The following is a 25548-nucleotide window of genomic DNA, read 5'->3' on the forward strand; positions in this document are numbered from 1 at the left end:
CCTTCCGCTTTATCCGCCCTACCTCCCTGGTAGTAGTCCAATCGCCGACTTGATTCAGATCATGTCGCGCCAGCCCACGGCGGCAGGACACTGCGGGACTTACCCAGGAGGTCCCCATGCCGCCCTCGCCGAACCTGCCCCTCGTGTACTCCTGCTCCGGCTGCTCCAATCTCGCGCAATTGGCCAACGACCTCGCCCTGCGCCTGGACCGTGACGGTCTGGCGGAGATGTCCTGTATCGCGGGCGTAGGCGGCGACGTGCCGGTACTGGTGAAGACAGCCTGCTCCGGCCGGCCGATCATCGCCGTGGACGGCTGTCACCTGCACTGCGTGCGGAACTGCCTGGCGCGCCATGGCGTGAAGGCCGCGCACGAGGTCACCCTGACCGAGTACGGCCTGAAGAAACGCTACGGCCAGGACGCGCCGGTGCAGGACTTCGAGATGCTCTACGAGGAACTGCAGTTCCTCGTGCGCACCCGGGCCTGAAGCTCAGGCGTTTTCCTGCACCACCCGGCTGGCGCGGCGCATGGCGCTCCACAGCCAGGCCGGCAGGCTGTCCGGATCGAGGCTGTCGATCAGGTTCTTCACCGCCAGCCCCAGCTCGGTATCGCCCTCGATCACCAGGCGACGGCGGAAGAACAGCGTGTCCGGATCCTCCTGGCGGCCCGCCAGCAGCAGGAAGTCACGCCAGCTGCCGCGAATGGTCACGCTGGGCACGCAGGCATCGGCGAAACGCAGGCCCTTGCGGTCGTGGGTGAAACTCCAGGCCAGGCCGAGATCGCTCACTTCCAGCCGCAGCCAGTGGCCGTCGAGGATATCGAAGGCACCGTCGGCCAGCGCCTCGGCGAACAGGCGATTGGCGGCACGCTGCAGCGCCGCGCGCTGCAATGCCGACGGGACGCGCGCGGCCAGCGGCAGGAGTCGGTCGGCGGCGCGCAGGGCACCGGTTTCCAGAGTCAGCACAGGTTCACCTCATCACTGCGCAGCATGCCCGGTCGGCCATGCCAGTATCCGTTGCAACCCTCCACCGCCAGCGGCGGCGTGGCGCCCTTGCGCACGCGGTCGAAGGCCTGCACGACGTCCACCATGCCTTCCGCGCGCGGGCTCAGGCGCAGCAGGTCGGCGCCGCAATCACGCAGCGAGGCGTAGTCCGCCAGCAGGTTGCTGGACTCGCCGGACAGGGTCTGGATGCCGTTGAGGGTGAACAAAGGGAAACCCTCCTGGCTGAGCATCGACATCCCTTCCGGGTAGTTCAGGCAACAGAACTGGCAATCGTCCTTGGGCCGGTTCTCCGCTCGCGCGGTGAAGCAGCGCGCCGAGTACGCCAGCGGCAGATGGCCGTAGGCGAACACCTCGGTCTCCACATCATTGATGCCCAGCTCGCGCGCCTGCTCGATCACCGCGTGGATCTGCTCGCCGGAGCACTCCACCGGCGGCACCCAGCGGCGCAGGCCAGCGGCATGCAGCTCCGCCAGCGTATGGCCGTTGTAGACATTCAACGCCGGCCCGCCGACGAACTCGACACCCAGGCCGGAGAGAATCTGCACCGCGCCCATGTCGTTGGCCTCGACCCGCAGCTCGCCGTTGGCGCACAGACGGCGCAGCGCGGACAGCTCCGAGGCCGCCTCGATCAGCGCCAGCCCCGCGATGAGAATCTGCGCCCCGCTCTGCTGCTGCAGCTCGCGCCCAAGTCCGAGCCAGTCGTCCAGCGACAGCGCCCGGCGTTTGGAGCAGACGGTCTCGCCGATAGTGATGGCGTCCAGCGGCTGCTCCGCCATCTGCGCATAGAAATCCAGGAGTGTCCGGCGGTCCCAGTAGAACAGCACGGGGCCCAGGCTGAGTTTCATCTCGATGTCCTCACTGCCAGGAGCGATGGTAGGCGCCCAGGGTCGTCTGGTGGCCTTCGGAAAGCTTGTCCAGGGCATCCTGCCACTGCGTCAGCGCACGGTAGTTCTCCGGTGCGCGTTGCCACGCATCCAGCGCCTGGCGCCAGACGCGGGTGACCTGCTCGACATAGGCCGGGCTGCGCTGCCGGCCCTCGATCTTCACCGCCGCCACACCGATCTCCGCCAACTGCGGGATCAGGTCGATGGTGTTCAGGCTGGTGGGTTCTTCCAGCGCGTGGAAGCGCTCGCCGTTGACCACGAAGCGGCCCTTGCACAACGTCGGGTAGCCGGCCGGCTCATCCGGCGCGTAGCGGTCGATCAGCACGTCGTTGAGGCGCGAGGTCAGGCCTTCGGGCTCCTCGCTCCAGCGCACCGCCTTGGCCGGCGAACAGACGCCGCAGAGATTGGGCGACTCGCCGGTGACATAGGACGACAGGTGGCATCGTCCCTCGGCCATGATGCACAGGCTGCCGAAAGCGAAGACTTCGATGGGCACCGGGCTGTTCGCCGCCACCTGGCGCACCTGCGCCAGCGACAGTACGCGCGGCAGCACGGCGCGGCGGATGCCGTAGCGCTCGTGGTAGAACGCCAGCGCCGCCACATTGGTGGCCGAGCCCTGCACCGAAAGGTGCAGCGCCAGGTTCGGATGGCGCCTGGCGGCATAGCCGAGCACCGCGCAGTCGGCGGCGATCAGCGCATCCACGCCCAGGTCGGCGGCGTGGTCCACGGCGCGTTGCCAGCGGGCCCAGCCCGCCGCGCCGGGATAGGTGTTGACCGCCACGTACATCTGCTTGCCGGCGTCGTGGATCAGGTCCACGCCCTGGCGCAGTTGGCGATCATCGAGGTTGAGGCCGGCGAAGTGCCGGGCGTTGGTGTCATCGCGAAAGCCGACGTAGATGGCGTCGGCGCCTTCGCGCAGGGCCGATTTCAAGGCGGGCAGACTTCCCGCCGGGCAGACCAGTTGCATGTTTCCCCCTGGCACTACGGAGGCCGCCGGCCCCCGCCGGCAGCCGGGAACGGCGTCAGGCGCCGAGTTCGCTGAAAGACAGGAACGGCAGCGGCTCGCCGGCGTGCAGGGTGCGCCCGGCCTCCACCACCGCCAGGCCATCGGCCCAGCTCGCCGCGCGCAGCATGGCCGAGCCTTGCTGCGGGTGCAGGCAGATGCGCGCCACGCCGCTGGCATCGAGTTCCAAGCGCGCGCGCAGGTACTGGCGGCGCGAGTTGGCGGCGGGCCAGTCGAAGCCTGCCGGCAACGTCACCGGCAGCGTCTGCACGTCACTGCGTCCCTGGGCGCGCCAGAGGAACGGCCGCGCGACGACCAGGGCGGTGACCAGGGCCGCGGCAGGGTTGCCCGGCAGACCGATCCACGGTTTGCCCGAAACACTGCCAAAAGCCAGTGGCTTGCCCGGCTGCATTTTCAACTTCCACAGGTGCAGCTCGCCCAGTTCGCGGATCGCCTGCTTGAGGTAATCGCGGTCCCCCACGGAGACACCGCCGCTGGTGATCAGCACGTCCCATTCGGACGCAGCGAGGCTCAGCGCAGCGCGGCTGGCCGCCAGGGTGTCGGCGAGCACGCCGTAGTCATGCACTTCGATGCCCCAGCCGCGCAGCAGTGCGCCGATGCTGAAGCGGTTGGCGTTGTAGATCTGCCCAGGCGCCAGCGTCTCGCCGGGCTCGCGCAGCTCGTCGCCGCTGCTCAGCAGGCAGACCCGCAACGGCCGGTAAACCGCGACGCGATCCAGCCCGACGCTGGCCAGCAGGCCGATGTCCTGAGCGCGCAGTTTCTGTCCGGCACTGAGCAGGGCCTCACCGCTGCGGAGCTCTTCACCACGCCGGCGCACATGGCTGCCGAGGGCTACCTGGGGAACCAGCAAACGTTCGCCCTCGACCTCGCAGTCCTCCTGGGCGATCACGCTGTCGGCACCCGCTGGAAGCGGCGCGCCGGTGAAGATGCGCATGGCCTGGCCCGGTTGCAGCGCAACGTCGGCGGCATCGCCCGCGGCGATGTAGCCGGCGATCTTCAGCCGCGCGCCGGCTTCTCCCGTGTCGTCGCTGCGCAGGGCGTAGCCGTCCATCGCGCTGTTGTCCCACAGGGGCAGGTCGATGGGCGAGCGGATGTCCTGCGCGAGGACGCGACCCAGGGCGCTTTCCAGGTCGACGTGTACGGTCGGCGGCGCCACGGGAGCGAAATCCATCAGCGCGGCGATGGCCTCATCCACCGGGCGCAGGCCGACGCCGGAACAGCCGCAGCCGCTCACGAGCGGGTACCGCAGGCCAGCACCGGGCGCTCGGGCAGGCGCTTGAGATGGGGAACGAAATTGCAGGGCTTGGTGCGGCTGTCCAACTGCTGGACGAGGATCTTTTCCCAGGCCGTCAGGCAGGCACCGGTGGAGCCGGGCAGGCAGCAGATCAGCGTGCCGTTGGTGATGCCGGCGATGGCGCGGGACTGGATGGTGGAAGTGCCGATTTCCTCGCGGGAAATCTGCCGGAACAGTTCACCGAAGCCGTCCACGGTGCGCTCCAGCAGGGGAGCCACGGCCTGTGGGGTGTTGTCACGCAGGGTGAAGCCGGTGCCGCCGGTGATCAGGCCGACCTGGACCTTGGGATCGGCGATCCAGGCCGAGACCACAGCGCGAATCTGGTAGATATCGTCGATCACCAGCCGACGCTCGGCGAGGGCATGGCCGGCACGCTGCAGGGAGGTGACCAGGGCCTGGCCGGAGGTATCGTTGTGCAGGCTGCGGGTATCGCTGACGGTGAGGACAGCGATCTCCAGCGGCAGGAATTCCGGGGTGCTGAGATGGCTCATGAGGGGCTCTCCGATTCGGAGCAAAAAGGGCTGGCGCCAGCCTGCGCCCCTTCTCCCCTGCCGCCCATTCCTCCTCGGAGGTACTGCCCCGGCGCGTGCGGGGCATCGCCGCTCAGCAGAGACGGCGGATAAAGCGTTCCGCTTTATCCGCCCTACGTGGAGCGCCGTCGTAGCTTTCGGACAAACCGTAGGGCGCATAACGCCTCCGGCGTTATGCGCCAGCCGTCACCGGTAGAGACTGGTTCAGCTCTTCCAGCGCTCGGCGGCGGCCTGATCACTGCAACGGCCCTCGACCCAGCGCGGGCCGTCGCTGGTGTCCTCCTTCTTCCAGAACGGCGCGCGGGTCTTGAGGTAGTCCATGACGAAGTTGCAGGCATCGAACGCTGCCTGGCGGTGGGCACTGGCGGCGCCGACGAAGACGATGGGCTCGCCCGGTTCCAGGCGGCCGATGCGGTGGAGGATTTCCAGGCGCAACAGCGGCCAGCGCTGGTTGGCTTCCACTTCGATCTTTTCCAGCGCCTTCTCGGTCATGCCGGCGTAGTGCTCGAGGAACATGCCGCCCACTTCGCGCCCATCGTTGAAGTCGCGCACGTAGCCGACGAAACCGACCACCGCGCCCACGCCGACATTGGCGGCGTGCATCGCATTGAGTTCGGCGCCCGGATCGAACGCCGCGGGCTGGACGCGGATCGCCATGGGCTCAGCCTCCGGTAACGGTGGGGAAGAACGCCACCTCGTCGCCATCGGCGAGGGGCTCATCCAGGGAGCACAGCTCCTGGTTGCGTGCGCACATCAGGTTCTGCTCGCCGAGCACGTCCCAGGCGCCGCCGCGCTCCAGCAGCACGCGCCGCAGGTCGTCGAGGCTGGCCAGGGAAGCGCTCCAGTTCAGTTGCTCGCCATCGAGACCGAGGGCTTCGCGGTAACGGGCGAAGTACTGCACGCGGATCATGGGGTGTCTCCTGCGGAACTGTCTGTCGCCACGTAATGGCCGCTCTTGCCGCCGAGCTTCTCCAGCACCCGCACGCTGTCGATGGTCATGCCGCGGTCGACGGCCTTGCACATGTCGTAGATGGTCAGCGCAGCGACGCTGGCGGCGGTCAGCGCTTCCATCTCCACGCCGGTCTGCCCGGCCAGCTTGCAGCGGGCGACTATGTGCACGGTGTCTTCACCCTCGGCGGCCAGTTCGACCTTGACGCTGGTGAGCAGCAGCGGGTGGCACAGCGGAATCAGTTCATGGGTCTTCTTGGCTGCCTGGATGCCGGCGATGCGCGCCACGGCGAACACGTCGCCCTTGGGGTGGCCGCCGTCCTGGATCAGTTGCAGGGTCGCCGGGAGCATGCGCACCCGGGCTTCGGCCACGGCTTCACGGGACGTCACGGCTTTTTCGGTGACATCGACCATATTGGCGCGGCCCTGGGAATCGAGATGGGTCAGCACGGGTGGGCACTCTCCGGAGAATCAGGGGAACAGTTTAACCCCGGCGCGCGGGGCCGGCAGACCGGCGAGCGGCGCGTTGGGGGGGAGGATTGTATACAAGAAGAGGTATGCGCGGGCTACCGCCGGCGTCGCCAGGGTTCGCGAGCAAGCTCGCTCCTACAAGAGCATGTCGCGCCGGACCTTGGGGAGCGAGCGTGCTCGCGAACAACCTGGAAGCAGGAATAAAGAGGCCCGCCAGATGGCGGGCCCTGCTGAGTGGGTGGAAGTGGCCTACATGTGCGCTTCGGCGAACTCCGCCAGCACCGAGCGCGGCACCCCTTGCAGGGTCACGTGCACGCCGTGGGGGAAGTCCTTGAAGCGTTCGGTCAGGTAGGTCAGGCCGGAGCTGGTGGCCGACAGGTAGGGGGTGTCGATCTGCGCCAGGTTGCCCAGGCAGATCACCTTCGAACCGTTGCCCGCCCGGGTGATGATGGTCTTCATCTGGTGCGGGGTGAGGTTCTGGCACTCGTCGATCAGGATCAGGCTCTGCTGGAAGCTGCGGCCGCGGATGTAGTTCAGCGATTTGAACTGCAGCGGCACCTTGCTGAGGATGTAGTCGACGCTGCCGTGGGTGCACTCGTCGTCCGAATGCAGGGCTTCGAGGTTGTCGGTGATCGCGCCGAGCCAGGGCTCCATCTTCTCCGCCTCGGTGCCGGGCAGGAAGCCGATGTCCTCGTCCAGGCCCTGCACGCTGCGAGTCGCGATGATGCGCTTGTAGCGTTTGGTGACCATGGTCTGCTCGATGGCGGCGGCCAGCGCGAGGATGGTCTTGCCCGAGCCCGCAGCGCCGGACAGGTTGACCAGGTGGATGTCCGGGTCCAGCAGCGCATACAGCGCCAGCGACTGGTACACGTCGCGCGGACGCAGGCCCCAGGCTTCCTGGTGCAGCAGCGGCTCCTGGTGCAGGTCGAGGATGGTCAGCTCGTCCTGGTCGATCCCCTTGATCCAGCCGACGAACCCCTGCTCATCGACGATGAACTCGTTGATGTGGACCGCCGGCAGGTTGTCGGTGAGTTGCACGCGGTGCCAGGTGCGCCCGCGGTCCTGGCGGGTCTCCACCTTGCTGACGCGGTCCCAGAACGATCCGCTCAGCGAGTGGTAGCCACGCGACAGCAGGTTGATGTCATCGACCAGCTGGTCGGTGTGGTAGTCCTCGGCAAATACCCCACAGGCACGCGCCTTCAGGCGCATGTTGATGTCCTTGGTGACCAGCACCACGCGCTTGCTGCTATGGCGACTCTTCAGCTCCACCAGCTGGTTGATGATCTTGTTGTCGTTGAGGTGCTCGGGCAGCCAGGTGATCGGCTCGGCGCGCTTGCTCATGAGGATCGACAGGCTGCCGCAGGGGCCGCTCTTGCCGCGCTGGATGGGCACGCCATCCTCTACCTGCTCGGGCGAGGCTTCGCCCAGTACCGAGTCGATCAGACGGATCGCCTGGCGACATTCCGCGGCCACGGTGTGTTTGCCGGTCTTGAGCTTGTCCAGTTCCTCCAGCACCGTCATCGGGATGGCGACGTGGTGCTCCTGGAAATTCAGCAAGGCGTTGGGATCGTGGATCAGGACGTTGGTGTCGAGGACGTACAGGGTGGGCTGGGTGGGGCGGGAGCGTCCGTGGTCATCCATACGCGGGTCACCTCTTGTGGGGGCGTTCGACGGAATGCCGCTACAGCGCTCCGCCGTGCTGCGAACCACCTGCTCTCGAAGCCTGGGATCAGGGCAGGAATCGAGAGAACTGCAAGAAGAGGACGGGCCGGGCCGGGGCCGCCACCTGTCTGCAGGGTTCGGCGGTCTACGTCTCAACAAATACAGGAAAAAACATGACGATAAAAAGTCTTTTTCCTTCCTAAGGAAGTTTTTTTCGTCGTACGACGAAATACCTTGGCGAGGGCCTCGGACAGCGCTAGTTTTAGGGGTCCCACCTCCCGCGTTTCCCTGCCTTTCCCTCGACGGATCAGTCCCTTAGCCCTTCGCCACGGCAACTTGCGCCGCGCCAGGCCCTGGCTCTGCGTCCGCGCCCTCCTCTATAGAGAGGCTAATCGTCCCCATAGGTGGAGCCAACGCCCGCGACTCCTTACAATCGCCGCTCGCTTGTAGGAGACCGCACGATGCTGATGGTGATTTCCCCCGCCAAGACCCTGGACTACGACACCGCGCCGGTGACGCAGCGCTTCACCCTGCCCGAGCACCTGGACGACGCGCAGGAGCTGATCGGCATCCTGCGGGAACTGGCCCCGGCACAGATCGCCGAACTGATGCACCTGTCGGACAAGCTGGCCGGCCTCAATGCCGCGCGCTTCGGCAGCTGGCACCCGGAGTTCACCCAGGCCAATGCCAAGCAGGCGCTGCTGGCCTTCAAGGGCGACGTCTACACCGGCATGCAGGCCGAGGACTTCAGCGAAGACGACTTCGATTTCGCCCAGCAGCACTTGCGCATGCTTTCCGGCCTTTACGGCGTGCTGCGGCCGCTGGACCTGATGCAGCCCTACCGCCTGGAGATGGGCACCAAGCTGGCCAACGCCCGCGGCAAGGACCTCTACGCCTTCTGGGGTGAGCGCATCAGCGGCTGGCTGAACGAGTCCCTGGCCGAACAGGGCGACGATGTGCTGCTCAACCTGGCCTCCAACGAGTATTTCGGCGCGGTGAAGCGCAAGGCGCTGAACGCGCGGGTGATCGACACCGAGTTCAAGGACCTGAAGAACGGCCAGTACAAGATCATCAGCTTCTACGCCAAGAAGGCCCGCGGGATGATGGCGCGCTACGTGATCAAGGAGCGCCTGAGCAACCCCGAAGGCCTGAAGGACTTCAACTACGCGGGTTACGCCTACAGTGCCGAGCACTCCAAGGCGGACCAGCTGGTGTTCCTGCGCGACCACGCCGACGACTAAGTTGCCCCACCTGCTGCACCGAACGGGAGCCCTGAGGCTCCCGTTTTCGTTTCGATCCCCCCTTCCTGTCGGGCGCGCGAGCGTCGGTGGGGCGCCTCGATGGTGCGGTGACGCCGGTTACTGAGCCCGCACGCCCCGCAAAAACCTGCCTGATACCAAGTGGCCTGTAAGCCATTGACCATGGAACTGCGCGGTCACGGGGGCCTGAACTGTACGTTTACTGCTCAAAACACCCCCTAATGCCCACACAGTGAAAATGGTCAAAATGACCGTTCGTCTGCTTCGGGATTAATCGTGAGAAATTTTTTCCGCCATCCGAACCGACCGGATGGATGGAAATCGTCCCGATTCGCTCCTGCCCTTGTAATCCATTGGCCATTAACAGCCCTTGGCCATGACATGCATTTCACGATTGCACTTTGCAAGAGAGAAAGCTGAACGGCAGCTGAACGAATGTCTTACCGACGATACACGGTCGTTTTTAACGAAAAATTCAATGGAACTTTTCCTGACCATGCACTTTGCACTGGAAAGGCCAAGTCGCGAATGGCCATTAATCCAGCATCAAGTGATATCAATTGGATATTTCAAATCATTTCCGAGGCGGGATGAGCGGAAGGAACTAACCGCATTTGAGATAAATCCTATTTGCGCAACGATCATCGATGGCGACCAGAAAGTGCCTCGGTGAGAAATTGGAGATTAGGTTCCAAGGTTATTTCGATTGGCAATCAGCGATTGAACTAAGCACCTAACCCAATGAAAAAACTGAACTTTTCAGATGACGAGGCAATCATCTAACCAGACTTGAGCACGCCAGGACGGAGAGCGCACCAACTTTGCAATCCGCCTGAAACATAACAGGGCAACTATTAAAAGTTCGCCCCAAGACTGTGCTCGAAAGTTTAGCACTCGATTCCCATGCCTGCCTGGAAGGAAGTACGGAAGAACTCGAAAGAGCATCTTCCGAGGGTTCTTGCACCCTTTTAAAAACGCCCACGGGGCAACTTAAACAGTTCGACCATTGAAGAGGTGAATGCGATGCGTATCAGCATCTTTGGTCTTGGGTATGTTGGCGCAGTATGTGCCGGCTGCCTGTCCGCACGAGGCCATGAAGTCGTTGGAGTGGATGTCTCCACCACCAAGATCGATCTGATCAACAACGGGAAGTCGCCCATCGTCGAACCGGGCCTGGAGCCTCTGCTGGAGCAAGGCATCCGCACCGGTCGCCTGTCGGGCACCACCGACTTCAAGAAGGCCGTACTGGACACCGACGTGTCGTTCATCTGCGTCGGCACCCCGAGCAAGAAGAACGGCGACCTCGACCTTGGCTACATCGAGTCCGTGTGCCGCGAGATCGGCTACGCCATCCGCGAGAAGAAAGCGCGCCACACCGTGGTCGTGCGCAGCACCGTGCTGCCGGGCACCGTGAACAACGTGGTGATCCCGATCATCGAGGACTGCTCGGGCAAGAAAGCCGGCGCCGACTTCGGCGTAGGCACCAACCCGGAGTTCCTGCGCGAATCCACCGCGATCAAGGACTACGACTTCCCGCCCATGACCGTCATCGGTGAGCTGGACGCCCAGACCGGCGACCTGCTGGAAGAAATCTACCGCGAACTGGACGCGCCGATCATCCGCAAGACCATCGAGGTCGCGGAGATGATCAAGTACACCTGCAACGTCTGGCACGCCGCCAAGGTCACCTTCGCCAACGAGATCGGCAACATCGCCAAGGCAGTCGGCGTCGACGGCCGCGAGGTGATGGACGTGATCTGCCAGGACCGCAAGCTGAACCTCTCGCGCTACTACATGAAGCCCGGCTTCGCCTTCGGCGGCTCCTGCCTGCCCAAGGACGTCCGCGCCCTCACCTACCGCGCCAGCCAGCTGGACATCGAACACCCGATGCTCGGCTCGATCATGCGCAGCAACCAGCACCAGGTGCAGAAGGCCTTCGACATCATCGCCGCCCACGGCAGCCGCAAGGTCGGTCTGCTCGGCCTGTCGTTCAAGTCCGGCACCGACGACCTGCGCGAAAGCCCGCTGGTGGAGCTGGCCGAGATGCTCATCGGCAAGGGCTACGAGCTGCAGATCTTCGACCGCAACGTCGAGTACGCCCGCGTCCATGGCGCGAACAAGGAGTACATCGAATCGAAGATCCCGCACGTTTCCTCGCTGCTGGTCTCGGACCTGGACGCGGTCGTGAAGTCCTCCGACGTGCTGGTGCTGGGCAACGGCGACGAGCTGTTCGTCGACGTCGTCAAGCAGGCGCCCGAGGGCAAGAAGGTCGTCGACCTGATCGGCTTCATGCCGAGCGTCACAGACGACCGCGCCGAAGGCATCTGCTGGTAATTGGGTTTCGATTGGCTGCGCGTCGGCCCGGTGTCGTTGGAGAGGAACTCGGAAATGCTCATTCACTTCAGTGAACTCCGCTTCCTCGCCCCTCTCCGCCTAACCGGACTCTAGCTCGCTCAATCGAGTCCATGCCTTCAGAACCCCAAAGCGCCGGTTACCGGCCCGCCCAGGCGGACCGGTAACCAAGCCCCACCAGACGGATAGACGACGATGGAAACCTACAAACGAGTGATCGGTGAAGCCACGGGCTGGCTGGTCTTTCTCAGCCTGCTGATGCTGCTGGCGCTGCTGGTGCCACCGACCGTATTCGACGCCGAGTCCAAGGACTTCCTGCTGCTGATCGGCGCGGTCGGTATCTGGCGCTATTCCATGGGTGGCCTGCACTTCCTGCGCGGCATGCTGTTCCTCTACCTGGTCTACCCGCACTACCGGCGCAAGGTCCGCAAGCTCGGCGACGCAGCCGACCCGTCGCACGTTTACCTGATGGTCACCAGTTTTCGCATCGACGCGCTGACCACCTCCATGGTCTATCGCTCGGTCATCGAAGAAGCCATTGCCTGCGGCTACCCCACCACCGTGGTGTGCTCCATCGTCGAGATGTCCGACGAGGTGCTGATCAAGCAGCAGTGGCAGAAGCTCAACCCGCCGGACCACGTCAAGCTCGACTTCGTGCGTATCCCTGGCACCGGCAAGCGCGACGGCCTGGCCCATGGCTTCCGTGCCATCTCCCGCCACCTGCCGGATGAACACGCGGTAGTCGCGGTGATCGATGGCGACACCGTGCTCGAACCCGGCGTGGTGAAGAAGACCGTGCCCTGGTTCAAGCTCTTCCCCAACGTCGGCGGCCTGACCACCAACGAATTCTGCGAAGTGCGCGGCAGCTACGTGATGAGCGAGTGGCACAAGCTGCGCTTCGCCCAGCGCCACATCAACATGTGCTCCATGGCCCTGTCCAAGCGCGTGCTGACCATGACCGGACGCATGTCGGTATTCCGTGCTGCCGTGGTCACCGACCCGGACTTCATCACCGATGTCGAAAGCGACCACCTCGACCACTGGCGCCTGGGCCGCTTCCAGTTCCTCACCGGCGACGACAAGTCCAGCTGGTACAGCCTGATGCGCCTGGGCTACGACACCTTCTACGTGCCGGACGCGGCGATCAACACGGTCGAGCACCCGCCGGAGAAGAGCTTCATCAAGGCCAGCCGCAAGCTGATGTTCCGCTGGTACGGCAACAACCTGCGGCAGAACTCCCGCGCCCTGGCCCTGGGCCCGCAACGCCTGGGCTGGTTCACCAGCGTGGTGCTGTTCGACCAGCGCCTGTCGATGTGGACCTGCCTGCTGGGCCTGGTCGCCGCGATCATCGCCAGCATCAAGTACAGCATCGCCTTCCTGCTCATCTACCTGCTGTGGATCGGCATCACCCGCTTCGTGCTGACCCTGCTGCTGTCGCTGTCGGGCCACCACATCGGGCCGGCCTACCCGGCGATTCTCTATTACAACCAGATCGTCGGCGCCCTGGTGAAGATCTACGTGTTCTTCCGCCTCGACCAGCAGTCCTGGACCCGCCAGAACACCAAGCTCGATCGCGGCCTGGCCAGCTTCCAGCGCTGGTTCAACACCTGGTCCTCGCGCGCCATGACCTTTTCCGCGGCCAGCGTTTTCGTCGCCGTACTGCTGACCATCGTCTGAAGGCTCCCTTTAGCCACGCCCCTTTTAGCTACGAACAGGACTCGACCCCATGAATACCGCCGTCAACGTCAATGTCGTGCATGAATCCGAAGCCCAGCGCCAGCACGCACGGGTCAAGCTGCCCGCGCGCATCCGCTACATCGGTGGCAACCGCGAAGGCGTCGATGCGCGCCTGCTGGACCTGTCCGCCGGCGGTTTCGCCTTCAGCTCGGCGAACAACACCCCGGTCCAGGTCGGCGACCTGCACAAGGGCAAGCTGCTGTTCCAGATCGACAGCATCAGCTTCTCCCTGGAGGTGGAATTCCAGGTGCGCTCCTACGACCGCGACAGCGGCCGCGTGGGGTGTGAATTCCAGCACCTGAAGCCGCGCGAGATCGCCGCCCTGCGCTACCTGATCACCTCCTACCTGGCAGGCGAAGTGATCAGCGTGGGCGACATGCTCAACACCCTGCAGCGCGAGAACTTCACCAAGGCCCGCAAGCACGGCGCAGGTTCGGCCGGCATGGGCTTCTTCGGGCGCTTCCGCGCGGTCACCGTGAGCACCGCGATCTTCGTGGTCGGCGTCGGCGCCTTCGCGGTGATCCTCAACCAGATCTACAACCTGTACTTCGTCACCCACGCCGACTCGGGCGTGGTCAGCGTGGCCAACCAGCAGATCACCATGCCCCGCGAAGGCACCGTGGAAAGCCTGGTCGAACCCGGTGCTGAAGTCGCCAAGGGCGCGCCGATCGCCTCCTTCTCCGCCAACCTGCTGGACCTGCTCAAGGGCAACCTGACCGAAGAACAGCTCAACCCGAGCAACATCGAGAAGCTCTTCGGCCACCAGATGAAAGGCACCCTGACCAGCCCGTGCGATTGCCGCGTGGTCGAGCAGCGCGTCGCCAACGGCCAGTTCGCCAACAAGGGCGACGTGATCTTCACCCTGACCCCGCGCGACAGCACCGCCACCGTCGAGGCGCGCTTCCCCTACCGCAACGCCGCCGAGCTGTCCCCTGGCACCCACGTGAACTTCCAGGTCGCCGGCGACAGCGAAGTACGCGGCGGCCGCATCCTGCGCACCGCACCGGTGGACGGTGACCTGTCCTCGGAAATCCGCGTGCAGATCACCCCCGACCAGCCGCTCGACAGCCAGATGGCTGGCCGCCCAACTGAAGTCAGCATCGGCGGCCTGCCGGGCCGCACCCTGCTGAACAAGGCGATGGCCCTGGCCACCGCTCGCTAAGAGGACCGCCCGCATGAATCGACCTGTCTTGCGACACGCCCCGGACCTGGCCCGACACCTTGGATTGGCGCTGGCCATCGCCGCAGCCGCCGGTTGCGCCGGCCTGCCCGACCAGCGACTGGCCCAGGAAGCCCTGGAGCGCGGCGACATCGCCACCGCCCAGGCCAACTTCCAGGCCCTGGCGACCATGGGTTACGCCGACGCACAGGTCGGACTGGCCGACATGCAGGCCGCCACCGGCGACCCCGACGAGCAGGCCCGCGCCGAAAAGCTCTACCGCGAAGCCGCCGAGAGCTCGCCGCGCGCCCGCGCCCGTCTGGGCAAGTGGCTGGCAGCCAAGCCCGGCGGCACCGACGCCGAGCACCGCGAAGCCGAGCAACTGCTGACCCGTGCCTTCGACGAAGGCGAGGACAGCGCCTTGGTGCCGCTGGTGGTCCTCTACCTGCAGTACCCGCAGGCCTGGCCGAACGTGAACCCGCAGCAGCGCATCGACCAGTGGCGCGCCCAGGGACTGCCGCAGGCGGACCTGGCGCAGATCATCCTGTACCGCACCCAGGGCACCTACGACCAGCACCTCACCGAAGTCGAGCAGGTCTGCCAGCGCTGGCTGAACCGCATGGACGTGTGCTGGATGGAACTGGCCACCGTGTACCAGAAGCAGGGCAACGCGGATAAGCAGAAGGCCCACATCGAAGCACTCAAGGCAGGCTGGAAGGCCGGCCGCGTGCCGTCCGAGCGCGTCGAGTCGGTGGCCGGCGTGCTGGCCGATCCGAACATCGGTACCGCCGACCCGCAGGCCGCGCAGGCGCTGCTCACCGAGATCGCGCCGACCTACCCGGCCGCCTGGGTCAGCCTCGCCAAGCTGCAGTACGACAACCCCGACCTGGGCGACCTCGACCAGATGCTCGACTACCTGAAGAAAGCCCAGGACGCCGCCCAGCCCCGCGCCGAGCTGCTGCTCGGGCGCCTCTACTACGACGGCAAGTGGGCCCCGCAGGAGCCGCAGAAAGCCGAGCAGCACCTGCTCAAGGCCGCCGCCAGCGAACCCCAGGCGCACTACTACCTGGGCCAGATCTACCGCCGCGGCTTCCTCGGCCAGGTCTACCCGCAGAAGGCCGTGGATCACCTGCTGATCGCCGCCCGCGCCGGTCAGGCCAGCGCCGACATGGCCCTCGCCCAGCTGTATTCGCAGGGCCGTGGCGTGCGCCCGAACCTGGTCAACGCCTACGTCTTCGGCGAACTCGCCCAGCGCCAGCAGGTGCCCACCGCCAGCGACCTGATGGCGCAGCTCGAACCGCAGATCCAGCCGGCCGACCGCAGCGCCGCGCAGCAACTGCTCAAGCGTGAAGAACAGGCTCGCGGCGCCAACTGGCAAGCCACCGTCAGCCTTCTGCAGAACAACCAGGAACAAGAAAACCTATGAAGCGCATCGACCCGATGACCACCCCGCCGTTTGCTCTTATCGAAGGGATTAAGCCGCGAGCTCTGGCTACCGCTGTTCGCCGCGCCCGCCTGTTCCCCGCCATGTTCGGCGTCGGCCTGAGCCTCGCCGGCACCCTGTTCGGCAGCCTCGCCCATGCGGCAGAAGAGCCGCCGAAGAACGTCGGCATCGACATCAAGGTCACCGCCGAATCCGAGGATGATCGCGACCTGGGCACCGCCCACGGCGGCGACCTCAACGGCATCGGCCTGGACCTGCGCCCCTGGGCCTTCGGCCAGTGGGGCAACTGGAGCGCCTATGTGATGGGCCAGGCAGTTGCCGCCACCGACACCATTCAGACCGACACCCTGCAGAACGACGACGTCAACAACGACAGCAGCGGTCGCAGCGACAACAAGCGTGAGCCGGACGACGCCTATCTCGCCCTGCGCGAATTCTGGGTGGACTACGCCGGCCTCACCCAGTACCCCGGCGAGCACCTGCGCTTCGGTCGCCAGCGCCTGCGCGAAGACAGCGGCATGTGGCAGGACACCAACATCGAGGCCCTGAACTGGACCTTCGACACCACCCTGCTGCGCGCCCACCTTGGCGCCGCCCAGCGCTTCTCCGACTACCGTACCGACATCACTGACCTGGCGCCGGACGACAAGGACCGCACTCACGTGTTCGGCGACATCTCCACGCAGTGGATGCCCCAGCACTGGGTCGGCCTGCGCGTGCACCACGCCGACGACAGCGGCAGCCTGCCGGACCCGGGTGAAACCGTCGACTCGCTGGACAAGCGCTCCACCGGCGACCTCACCTGGGTTGGCATCGAGGCCAACGGCGACGGCTACAACTGGCGCTCGCAGATGCCCATCAACTATTGGGCCAGCGCCACCTGGCTCACCGGTAACCGCGACCGCCTGACCACCGTCCCGGTAAACGGCGAGCGTGTCGCCGCCGGCAAGCAGAGTGGCGATGTGGATGCCTACGGCGCGGACCTGGGCCTGCGCTGGAACATCGACGAGCAGTGGCGCGTCGGTGGCGCCTACGCCCGTGGCAGCGGCGGCGGCAAGAACGGCGAAGACCAGTTCGAACAGACGGGCCTGGAGAGCAACCGCTCCAACTTCACCGGCACCCGGGCCCGCGCGAACCGCTTCGGCGAAGCCTTCCGCGGCGAACTGTCGAACCTTGAGGCCGCCACGCTGTTCGGCTCCTGGCAGCTGCGCGACGACTATGACGCCAGCGTCATCTACAACAAGTTCCGCCGCGTGGACAGCGATTCGGACATCGGCAACAGCGGCATCACCGCGCCGCTGGTCAATGACTCCAAGGACATCGGCCAGGAAGTCGACCTGGTCGTCACCAAGTACTTCAAGCAGGGCCTGCTGCCGGCCTCGATGAGCCAGGCGATCGACGAGCCGTCGGCGCTGATCCGCTTCCGCGGCGGCGTGTTCAAGCCCGGCGATGCCTACGGCAGCCATGTCGACTCGACCATGCACCACGCCTTCGTCGATGTGATCTGGCGCTTCTGAGGACTGTAGCGATGAACATCCGTCAGCTACCCGCACTCGCACTCCGCCGCTCCCGGCGCGTAGCCGGGTGCCTGGCGGATGACCGCGCGCAAGGAGACATGGCCATGAACCGCCACCCGTTACACGCCCTGCCGCTGACCGCGCTGCTGCTCGGCGGCCTGCTCAGCGCCGGCGCACCGGTCTGGGCGGCGCAGCCCGCGGCCAAGGCCGAGAGCAGTGCCAAGGCCGCCGCGAAAGGCAGCGAAGAGAAAACCGCCGAGGAACATCCCGGCGCCGAGCCCGGCAAGACCCAGACGCTGAAGGAGTCCGGCAACTACACCGTGACCGCCGCGCCCAGCGAACCGCTGCACCTGGAACCGCCCAAGCTGCCCGACCTCAGCGGCTACACCGCCGAAGCGGTGGAGAAGAAGATCGAGCGCAAGAAGCCCGGCCGGGCCCACATCGAGCGAATGGTCCAGCAGCAGCCGCTGAAGGAATTCACCGGCGGCAAGAACCGTCTCGCCGAATGGGTGAAACGCCAGCGCCAGATGCCCCAGGCAATCTTCATCGACGGCGGCTACGTCAACCTGGCAGACCTCGTCGGCAAACTGCCGAAGACCGCGCTGGAACAGACCGAGCCGGGCGTCTACATCGCCCGCCTGCCCATCGTCGTCAGCCAGGGCGCGACCCTGGAAGTCGACGGCAAGGTCAAGGAACTGCGGCTGTCCCAGGACCGCGGATCGTTCCTGGTCAACGACGGCAAGCTGTTCGTGCGCGACACCAAGGTCACCGCCTGGAACGAGGCGAAAAACGAACCGGCCTGGTTCAAGACGCCCAACGAGTTCCGCCCCTTCCTGATCTCCTGGGGCGGCGCCGAGGCCTACCTGGTGAACAGCCATTTCACCAGCTTCGGCTACAACGCCTCGAAGGCCTACGGCATCTCCATCTCGCAGTACAGCCCGGGCATGGACAAGACCATGAAGCGTCCGCGCCCGCAGGGCTGGGTGCTCGACTCGACCTTCGAGGACGCCTGGTACGGCTTCTACTGCTACGAGGCCGACGATCTGGTGGTGCGCGGCAACACCTACAAGAACAACATCGTCTACGGCATCGACCCGCATGACCGCTCGCACCGTCTGATCATCGCCGAGAACACCGTCTACGGGACGAAGAAGAAGCACGGCATCATCGTTTCCCGTGAGGTCAACGACAGCTGGATCATCCACAACAAGACCTACGACAACCACCTTTCCGGGATCGTCCTCGACCGTAATTCCGAGCGCAACCTGGTGGCCTACAACGAGGTGTACCGCAACCACTCCGACGGCATCACGCTCTACGAGTCCGGCGACAACCTCATCTACGGCAATCAGGTGCTGGCCAACCTGCGCCACGGCATCCGCATCCGTAACAGCGTGAACATCCGCCTGTACGAGAACCTCGCGGCCGGCAACAAGCTGATCGGCGTCTACGGCCACATCAAGGACCTGACCGACACCGACCGCAACATCGACCTCGACCCCTTCGACACCAAGGTCTCGCTGATCGTGGTCGGCGGCAAGCTGGCCGGCAATGGCTCGGGCCCGCTGTCGGTGGATTCGCCGCTGTCGCTGGAGCTCTACAAGGTGGCCATGCTCGGCCCGACCAAATCTTCCGGCATCAGCTTCAACGGCGTGCTCGGCGAGAAGCAGGACCAGATCCTGGACCTGCTGGTGCGCCAGCAACGCGCGGTGCTGATCGACCCCGTCGAAAGCCAGGCCGAACTGCAGAACTGAGGACCGACCATGAAACGTATGACCGTCAATTTCCTGCGCCTGTCGGGCCTCACCGCCGGCCTGCTGCTCGCCCACCACACCCTGGCCGCCGACGCGCCGAGCTACACCGCTCAACCGGCCGCCGGCCTGTGCCCCACCGCGTCCAACGACGCGGCGTACAACACCAAGTACCTGGGCTTCTTCACGCACCTGGTGCCGGCCCAGGAAGACTGGCTGTTCCGTACCACTTACGACCTGCGCACCGACTTCGGCACCAGCGCCGAAGGCTGGCGCGAGCTCAAGCAGTTGCGCGACGAACTCAAGCGCAAGGGCATCGACCTGGTCGTCGTCTACCAGCCCACCCGTGGCCTGGTGAACCGCGAGAAGCTCAACCCGCAGGAGAAGGCCAGCTTCAACTACGACCTGGCGAAAAAGAACTACCAGGCGGCCATCGCCCAGTTCCGCAAGGCCGGTATCTACACCCCGGACTTCTCGCCGCTGTTCGACGAGAAGCAGGAGCACCCCTACTACTTCAAGGGCGACCACCACTGGACGCCATATGGCGCGATGCGCAGCGCGAAGATCGTCGCCGAAACCCTGAAGGAAATCCCCGCCTACAACGACATCCCGAAGAAGGAATTCGAGAGCAAGCGCGTGGGCCTGCTGTCCAAGCTGGGTACCTTCCACAAGGCCGCCGCGCAGCTGTGCGGCAGCAGCTACGCACCGCAGTACGTCGACCGCTTCGAGACCGAGCCGGTGGGCGATTCGGGCGGCGGCGACCTGTTCGGTGAGGGCGGCGATGCCCAGGTTGCGCTGGTGGGTACGTCCAACAGCGGCCCGGCCTACAACTTCGCCGGCTTCCTGGAGCAGTACGGCAAGGTCGACATCCTCAACAACGCCGTGTCCGGCGGCGGCTTCGACAGCTCCCTGCTGGCCTACATGACCAGCAAGGAATTCCACGACAAGCCGCCGAAGATCCTCATCTGGGAATTCGCCACCCACTACGACATGGCGCAGAAGAGCTTCTACCGCCAGGCCATGCCGCTGGTGGACAACGGCTGCGCCGACGGCAAGCCGGCCATCAGCCGCAAGGTCAAGCTGCACGCGGGCAGCAACGAGGTGCTGCTCAACAGCGGCGCCCTGCCGATCCGCTCGGGCAGCTACACCGCCGACGTCACCTATTCCGACCCCGGCGTACACGAACTCAAGAACACCATCTGGTACATGAACGGTCGTCGCGAGCAGCTGAAGATCGAGCAGTCCAAGGCCGTGGATACCGGCGGACGCTACGTCTTCGAACTGCGCAACGACGAAGACTGGTCGAACCAGCAGTTCCTCTCCCTGGAGATCGAGGCGCCGGATGACATGCCGGCGGGCCTGGAAGTCGAGGCCAAGCTCTGTCAGACGCCCAAAGCCAGGTCGGCCGACGTGGCCGCCAACTGAAGCGAGGGACGAGAACCATGCCCAGCCTCCACAAGATCAAGACACCCGTTGTCGCCCGCATCGGCCTCACCATCGCGGTCCTCGGCGCGCTGTTCGGCGAGAGCACCACCTACGCCGCCGACCTGATGCCGCCGCCGGGCTACTTCTCCGCCGTCGGCGAAAAGGGCAGCAAGAAGGACGCGGACAGTTGCCCTACCGCCCCGACGCCCTACACCGGCAGCCTGCAGTTCACCAGCAAGTACAAGGGCTCGGACTCGGCACGCTCGACGCTGAACGTGGATGCGGAGAAAGAGTTCCGCAGCCAGATCAAGGACATCACCGACATGGAGCGCGGCGCCACCAAGCTCATCACCCAGTACATGCGCAGCGGCAACAAGGGCGACCTGGACTGCGCGATGAGCTGGCTCGATAGCTGGGCCAAGGCCGGTGCGCTGGAAAGCAGCGACTACAACCACACCGGCAAGTCCATGCGCAAATGGGCACTGGGCAGCCTGTCGTCGTCCTACATGCGCCTGAAGTTCTCCAGCAGCCGGCCGCTGGCCGCCTATGGCGAGCAGTCGAAGGAGATCGAGAACTGGTTCAGCACCCTGGGCAGTCAGGTGGTGCGCGACTGGAGCGACCTGCCGCTGAAGAAGATCAACAACCACTCCTACTGGGCCGCCTGGTCGGTGATGTCCACCGCCGTGGTGACCAACCGCCGCGACCTGTTCGACTGGTCGGTGCAGGAGTTCAAGGTCGCCGCCAACCAGGTGGACAACGACGGCTACCTGCCCAACGAACTCAAGCGCCGCCAGCGCGCGCTGTCGTACCACAACTACTCGCTGCCGCCGCTGACCATGATCGCCGCCTTCGCCCAGGTGAACGGCGTCGACCTGCGCCAGGAAAACAACGGCGCCCTGCAGCGCCTGGCCAACCGCGTGATGCAAGGCGTGGATGACCAGAACGCATTCGACGAGAAGACCGGCAACGACCAGGACATGGGCGACCTGAAGGAGAACAGCAAGTTCGCCTGGCTGGAGCCCTACTGCGCGCTCTACAGCTGCGCACCGAAGACCCAGGACTGGAAGAAGAAGATGGAGCCGTTCAACAGCTTCCGCCTGGGGGGTGAAGTGACCAAGGTTTTCAACCGTCAGGGGACGGGGAGCTGAAGCAGCGCCCGCCTCCTTGAGGAGGCCAGAGACCCTCACCCTGACCCTCTCCCAGAGGGAGAGGGGACCGTCCGAGCATTCGGGCAGCACTGAGCCAGCCGGCGAGCGCGAAAACAACCGCCGCACGGATACCCCCTCTCCCTTCGGAGCGGGGCGCGCAGCCAGGGCTGGGGTGAGGGCAAACCCTCGCTCCGAAGCAACAGCAACACCACCCGACCCACGCAATAAAGACGTGAGCGGGCGCAACAGATTGAGCACCACATGGGGAGGAATTGGCGGGTTGCCCCGGCCTTTCCTCAAGGCGTCGAGAAGACGCCGGAAGGTCCGGAGCCACTCAAGGTTTGAAGCTCCAGAGAGAGACGCGGAATGGTCTTTTCTTCCAACGTGTTCCTGTTCCTGTTCCTGCCGGTCTTCCTCGGCCTGTACTACCTGAGCGGGAACCGTTACCGGAACCTTCTGTTGCTGGTCGCCAGCTACATCTTCTACGCCTGGTGGCGGGTGGACTTCCTCCTGCTGTTCGCCGGCGTCACCGTATTCAACTACTGGATCGGCCTGCGCATCGGCGCCGCCGGCGTACGCACCAAGGCCGCCCAGCGCTGGCTGCTGCTCGGCGTGGTGGTCGACCTCTGCGTGCTGGGCTACTTCAAGTACGCCAACTTCGGCGTGGACAGCCTCAACGAGATCATCACCTCGTTCGGCATGCAGCCCTTCGTGCTGACCCACATCCTGCTGCCCATCGGCATCAGCTTCTACACCTTCGAATCGATCAGCTACATCATCGATGTGTACCGCGGCGATACCCCGGCCACGCACAACCTGATCGACTTCGCGGCCTTCGTGGCGATCTTCCCGCACCTGATCGCCGGCCCGGTGCTGCGCTTCAAGGACCTGGTCGACCAGTTCAACCACCGCACCCACACCGTCGACAAGTTCGCCGAAGGCTGCACCCGCTTCATGCAGGGCTTCGTCAAGAAGGTGTTCATCGCCGACACCCTGGCCGCGGTGGCCGACCACTGCTTCGCCCTGCAGAACCCCACCACGGGTGACGCCTGGCTCGGCGCGCTGGCCTACACCGCGCAGCTGTACTTCGACTTCTCCGGCTACAGCGACATGGCCATCGGCCTGGGCCTGATGATGGGCTTCCGCTTCATGGAGAACTTCAACCAGCCCTACATCAGCCAGTCGATCACCGAGTTCTGGCGGCGCTGGCACATCAGCCTCTCCACCTGGCTGCGCGACTACCTGTACATCAGCCTGGGCGGCAACCGCGGCACCACCTTCCAGACCTACCGCAACCTGATCCTCACCATGCTGCTGGGCGGCCTGTGGCACGGCGCCAACGTCACCTACATCATCTGGGGCGCCTGGCACGGCGTGTGGCTGGCCATCGAACGCGCCCTGGGGGTGAACGCCGCGCCGCGCGTGCTCAACCCGCTGAAGTGGGCCTTCACCTTCCTGCTGGTGATCGTCGGCTGGGTGATCTTCCGCGCCGAGAACCTGCACGTGGCCTGGCGCATGTACGAAGCCATGTTCAGCTTCGGCGACTGGAAGCTCTCCGAGCTCAACCGCGCCAGCCTCACCGGCCTGCAGGTTGGCACCCTGGTGATCGCCTACCTCGTGCTGGCCTTCTTCGGCATCCGCCAGTTCTACAACCAGCCGATGCAGGACAAGGCACCCAAGGCCGCCGCGAAGACTGAACAGGTCAACGCCGACGGCCCGGCCAGCGCCCAGCCGCGTACCCCGGCCATGGCCCGGCAGGACCCGGCCGCCATCGCCTATTCGCCCAGCGGCGCCGCCGTCTACCAGCCGCACTGGATGTCCCAGCTGCCGGTACTGGCCACCCGACTCGCCCTGCTCCTGCTGTTCGCCGCTTCGGTGCTCAAGCTTTCGGCGCAGAGCTACTCGCCGTTCCTCTACTTCCAGTTCTGAGCGAGGCCGGATCATGCAATCGACCACTCAACCCAAGATCAGCAAACCCCTGCAGTACGCCTACATCGCCGCCTTCGGCGGCATGCTGCTGGGCCTGGCCGGCTGGTCGCTGAAGGCTTTCCCGAGCTTCTCCGCCGCCGAAGGCACCACCGTGCTCAACGGCAAGCTGGCCCACGCCTTCGAAGGCCACTACGACGACGAATTCCCCATCAAGCGCCTGGGCACCAACCTCTGGGCCGCGCTGGACTACACCGTCTTCGACGAGGGCCGCCCCGGCGTGGTGATCGGCAAGGACGGCTGGCTGTTCACCGATGAAGAGTTCAAGCCCGCGCCGACCCAGCAGCAGCTGGACGACAACTGGGCGCTGGTGCGCGGTGTGCAGCAGGAGCTGGAACGCCGCGGCGTGAAGCTGGTGCTGGCGATCATCCCGGCCAAGACCCGCCTGTATCCCGAGTTCGTCGGCAAGGAACAACCCGCCGCCCTGCACGCCTCGCTCTACAGCGACTTCCTGCAACGCGCCCGCCAGGCCGGCATGGCCGCGCCCGAGCTGCTGGGGACGCTGGAAAAAGCCAAGGACAACGGCCAGGTGTTCCTGCGCACCGACACCCACTGGACTCCGCTGGGCGCCGAGGCCGTGGCGCAGCGCCTGGGCGAAAGCATCCGCCAGGGCCAGGGTGCCGACCTGCCGACCCAGACCTTCGTCACCGAGGCCGGCAAGAGCGGCGCGCACAAGGGCGACCTGCTCACCTTCCTGCCGCTGGACCCGCTGTTCACCGAGCTGCTGCCGCCCGAAGACCAGCTGGAACAGCGCCAGACCCACCCGGCCGACGACGCCACGGCGGCATCCGAAGGTGGCGGCGACCTGTTCGGCGACAGCGCCCAGCCGCAGATCGCCCTGGTCGGCACCAGCTACAGCGCCAACCCGCGCTGGAACTTCGCTGGCGCGCTGAAGCAGGCGCTGTCGGCAGACGTCATCAACTACGCCAAGGAGGGCAAGGGCCCCCTGGAACCGATGCTCGAACTGCTGCAGGACGAAGGCTTCAAGAAAGCCCCGGCCAAGCTGCTGGTCTGGGAATTCCCCGAACGCTACCTGCCGATGCACAGCGACCTCAGCCAGTTCAACCAGGACTGGCTGGCGCAACTGCGTGCGGACGGTAACCGCGACGAACGCCTGGCTTCCAACCAGGCCGCTCACTGACCCGAACACCCACGGCGCACCAAGCGCTGGAACTGGGCACCTCTTGTGCCCCCCAAGAGAGAAAGACGGAGGTACACCCCATGAACCGACTGAGCATTCGCACCCTGAAGTCGTCCGCCCTCGCCCTCGCCCTGGGCGCCGCTTCCTTCGGCGCCTTCGCCGGCGGTGAAGGCGCGCTCTACGGCCCGCAGGCACCCAAGGGCTCCACCTTCGTGCGGGCTTACAACGCCGGCAGCTCGGAGCTGTCCGTCAGCGTCGGCAACGCCACCCTCAACGACATCTCACCGCTGGGCTCCAGCGACTTCAAGTTCCTCCCGCCGGGCAACTACACCGCCAAGGTCGGCTCCCAGAGCCTGCCGGTGAAGCTTGACCCGGACGCCTACTACACCCTCGTCAGCCAGCCCGGCGGCCAGCCGCGCCTGGTGCCCGAGCCGCCGTTCAAGAACAAGCAGAAGGCCCTGGTCCGCGTGCAGAACCTCAGCGGCAAGGCCCTCACCCTGAAGACCGCCGACGGCAAGACCGAAGTGGTCAGCAACGTCGCCCCGCAAAGCCACGGCGACCGCGAGATCAACCCGGTGAAAGTCAACCTCGCCCTGTTCGACGGCGCGAAGAAAGTCAGCGACCTCAAGCCCGTCACCCTCGAGCGCGGCGAAGTGGTCTGCCTCTACGTCACCGGTGACAGCAAGCTGAACCCGGTGTGGGTCAAGCGCCCGGTGAAGGCGGACTGATCCATGCGCCGGCGGATGCTGCATGGCCACTCCCAACCGGAGTGCGCGCGAGGCGCCACACCTCCCGCTGGCACGAACTGCCTGCCC

General features: G+C 65.4%; 22 protein-coding genes. 13 read left to right on the forward strand and 9 right to left on the reverse strand.

Going from position 1 to position 25548, the window contains the following annotated elements; translation table 11 throughout:
• Positions 1 to 116: 116 nt before the first annotated feature.
• Complete coding sequence (locus LDJ84_RS24125) at positions 117 to 485, forward strand: putative zinc-binding protein (RefSeq protein ID WP_024765830.1); 369 nt, start codon at positions 117 to 119, stop codon at positions 483 to 485.
• 3 nt (positions 486 to 488) lie between these two features.
• On the opposite strand, the gene ubiT is transcribed toward LDJ84_RS24125, so the two are convergent.
• From ubiT to LDJ84_RS24170, 9 genes are all read right to left on the reverse strand, one after another.
• Positions 489 to 962, reverse strand: coding sequence for a ubiquinone anaerobic biosynthesis accessory factor UbiT (ubiT, locus tag LDJ84_RS24130; protein ID WP_024765831.1), 474 nt, complete (start codon positions 960 to 962; stop codon positions 489 to 491).
• Positions 956 to 1846 carry a U32 family peptidase gene (locus tag LDJ84_RS24135; protein ID WP_024765832.1) on the reverse strand — a complete coding sequence of 297 codons (891 nt, stop codon included), beginning with the start codon at positions 1844 to 1846 and terminating at the stop codon, positions 956 to 958. Before LDJ84_RS24135 ends, ubiT begins: the two co-directional genes overlap by 7 nt.
• A gap of 10 nt (positions 1847 to 1856) precedes the next feature.
• Positions 1857 to 2852, reverse strand: coding sequence for a ubiquinone anaerobic biosynthesis protein UbiU (gene ubiU, locus LDJ84_RS24140; protein ID WP_170860130.1), 996 nt, complete (start codon positions 2850 to 2852; stop codon positions 1857 to 1859).
• Between the two features lie 55 nt (positions 2853 to 2907).
• Positions 2908 to 4143: a gephyrin-like molybdotransferase Glp gene (glp, locus tag LDJ84_RS24145; protein WP_226045530.1), complete on the reverse strand. Its 1236-nt coding sequence runs from the start codon at positions 4141 to 4143 to the stop codon at positions 2908 to 2910.
• A complete protein-coding gene (moaB, locus tag LDJ84_RS24150) occupies positions 4140 to 4694 on the reverse strand; it encodes a molybdenum cofactor biosynthesis protein B (protein WP_024765835.1) in 555 nt (184 codons plus the stop codon). Before moaB ends, glp begins: the two co-directional genes overlap by 4 nt.
• A gap of 243 nt (positions 4695 to 4937) precedes the next feature.
• On the reverse strand, positions 4938 to 5390 hold the full coding sequence (moaE, locus tag LDJ84_RS24155; RefSeq protein WP_037015984.1) for a molybdopterin synthase catalytic subunit MoaE: 453 nt from the start codon (positions 5388 to 5390) through the stop codon (positions 4938 to 4940).
• Between the two features lie 4 nt (positions 5391 to 5394).
• Positions 5395 to 5643 (reverse strand): MoaD/ThiS family protein, encoded by a 249-nt coding sequence (locus LDJ84_RS24160; RefSeq protein ID WP_065086681.1) that lies wholly within the window; start codon positions 5641 to 5643, stop codon positions 5395 to 5397.
• Positions 5640 to 6131 carry a cyclic pyranopterin monophosphate synthase MoaC gene (gene moaC, locus LDJ84_RS24165; protein ID WP_024765837.1) on the reverse strand — a complete coding sequence of 164 codons (492 nt, stop codon included), beginning with the start codon at positions 6129 to 6131 and terminating at the stop codon, positions 5640 to 5642. Before moaC ends, LDJ84_RS24160 begins: the two co-directional genes overlap by 4 nt.
• A 270-nt stretch (positions 6132 to 6401) precedes the next feature.
• The gene (locus LDJ84_RS24170) at positions 6402 to 7793 is read right to left on the reverse strand and encodes a PhoH family protein (protein WP_024765838.1); all 1392 of its coding nucleotides are present in this window, start codon (positions 7791 to 7793) and stop codon (positions 6402 to 6404) included.
• A 482-nt stretch (positions 7794 to 8275) separates the two neighbouring features.
• Between LDJ84_RS24170 and yaaA the strand changes: the two genes are divergently transcribed.
• The 12 genes from yaaA to LDJ84_RS24230 all read left to right on the forward strand — a co-directional run bounded on the left by yaaA (position 8276) and on the right by LDJ84_RS24230 (position 25461).
• Positions 8276 to 9055 (forward strand): peroxide stress protein YaaA, encoded by a 780-nt coding sequence (gene yaaA, locus LDJ84_RS24175; RefSeq protein ID WP_024765839.1) that lies wholly within the window; start codon positions 8276 to 8278, stop codon positions 9053 to 9055.
• 1041 nt (positions 9056 to 10096) lie between these two features.
• Positions 10097 to 11407, forward strand: a complete 1311-nt coding sequence (algD, locus tag LDJ84_RS24180) for a GDP-mannose 6-dehydrogenase (protein ID WP_024765840.1) — start codon at positions 10097 to 10099, stop codon at positions 11405 to 11407.
• Between the two features lie 213 nt (positions 11408 to 11620).
• Complete coding sequence (gene alg8 / locus LDJ84_RS24185) at positions 11621 to 13102, forward strand: mannuronan synthase (RefSeq protein ID WP_037015978.1); 1482 nt, start codon at positions 11621 to 11623, stop codon at positions 13100 to 13102.
• Positions 13103 to 13151: 49 nt separating this feature from the next.
• A complete protein-coding gene (locus LDJ84_RS24190; protein ID WP_226045531.1) occupies positions 13152 to 14324 on the forward strand; it encodes an alginate biosynthesis protein Alg44 in 1173 nt (390 codons plus the stop codon).
• 13 nt (positions 14325 to 14337) lie between these two features.
• Positions 14338 to 15747, forward strand: a complete 1410-nt coding sequence (algK, locus tag LDJ84_RS24195; protein WP_038803576.1) for an alginate biosynthesis TPR repeat lipoprotein AlgK — start codon at positions 14338 to 14340, stop codon at positions 15745 to 15747.
• A gap of 101 nt (positions 15748 to 15848) precedes the next feature.
• Positions 15849 to 17282: an alginate export family protein gene (locus tag LDJ84_RS24200; protein ID WP_226046616.1), complete on the forward strand. Its 1434-nt coding sequence runs from the start codon at positions 15849 to 15851 to the stop codon at positions 17280 to 17282.
• A 104-nt stretch (positions 17283 to 17386) separates the two neighbouring features.
• Positions 17387 to 19036: a mannuronan 5-epimerase AlgG gene (gene algG / locus LDJ84_RS24205; RefSeq protein WP_413247435.1), complete on the forward strand. Its 1650-nt coding sequence runs from the start codon at positions 17387 to 17389 to the stop codon at positions 19034 to 19036.
• Between the two features lie 9 nt (positions 19037 to 19045).
• On the forward strand, positions 19046 to 20458 hold the full coding sequence (locus tag LDJ84_RS24210) for an alginate O-acetyltransferase (protein ID WP_024765845.1): 1413 nt from the start codon (positions 19046 to 19048) through the stop codon (positions 20456 to 20458).
• Positions 20459 to 20493: 35 nt separating this feature from the next.
• Positions 20494 to 21606: a mannuronate-specific alginate lyase gene (locus tag LDJ84_RS24215; protein ID WP_024765846.1), complete on the forward strand. Its 1113-nt coding sequence runs from the start codon at positions 20494 to 20496 to the stop codon at positions 21604 to 21606.
• A gap of 366 nt (positions 21607 to 21972) precedes the next feature.
• Positions 21973 to 23535: an MBOAT family O-acyltransferase gene (locus LDJ84_RS24220; RefSeq protein ID WP_024765847.1), complete on the forward strand. Its 1563-nt coding sequence runs from the start codon at positions 21973 to 21975 to the stop codon at positions 23533 to 23535.
• A 13-nt stretch (positions 23536 to 23548) separates the two neighbouring features.
• Complete coding sequence (locus tag LDJ84_RS24225) at positions 23549 to 24733, forward strand: alginate O-acetyltransferase (protein ID WP_051445682.1); 1185 nt, start codon at positions 23549 to 23551, stop codon at positions 24731 to 24733.
• Positions 24734 to 24813: 80 nt separating this feature from the next.
• The gene (locus LDJ84_RS24230) at positions 24814 to 25461 is read left to right on the forward strand and encodes an alginate O-acetyltransferase AlgF (protein ID WP_024765849.1); all 648 of its coding nucleotides are present in this window, start codon (positions 24814 to 24816) and stop codon (positions 25459 to 25461) included.
• Positions 25462 to 25548 lie beyond the last annotated feature (87 nt).

Origin of the sequence: Pseudomonas sp. HS-18, from assembly GCF_020401845.1 — a bacterium.
Classification (GTDB): domain Bacteria; phylum Pseudomonadota; class Gammaproteobacteria; order Pseudomonadales; family Pseudomonadaceae; genus Pseudomonas; species Pseudomonas nitroreducens.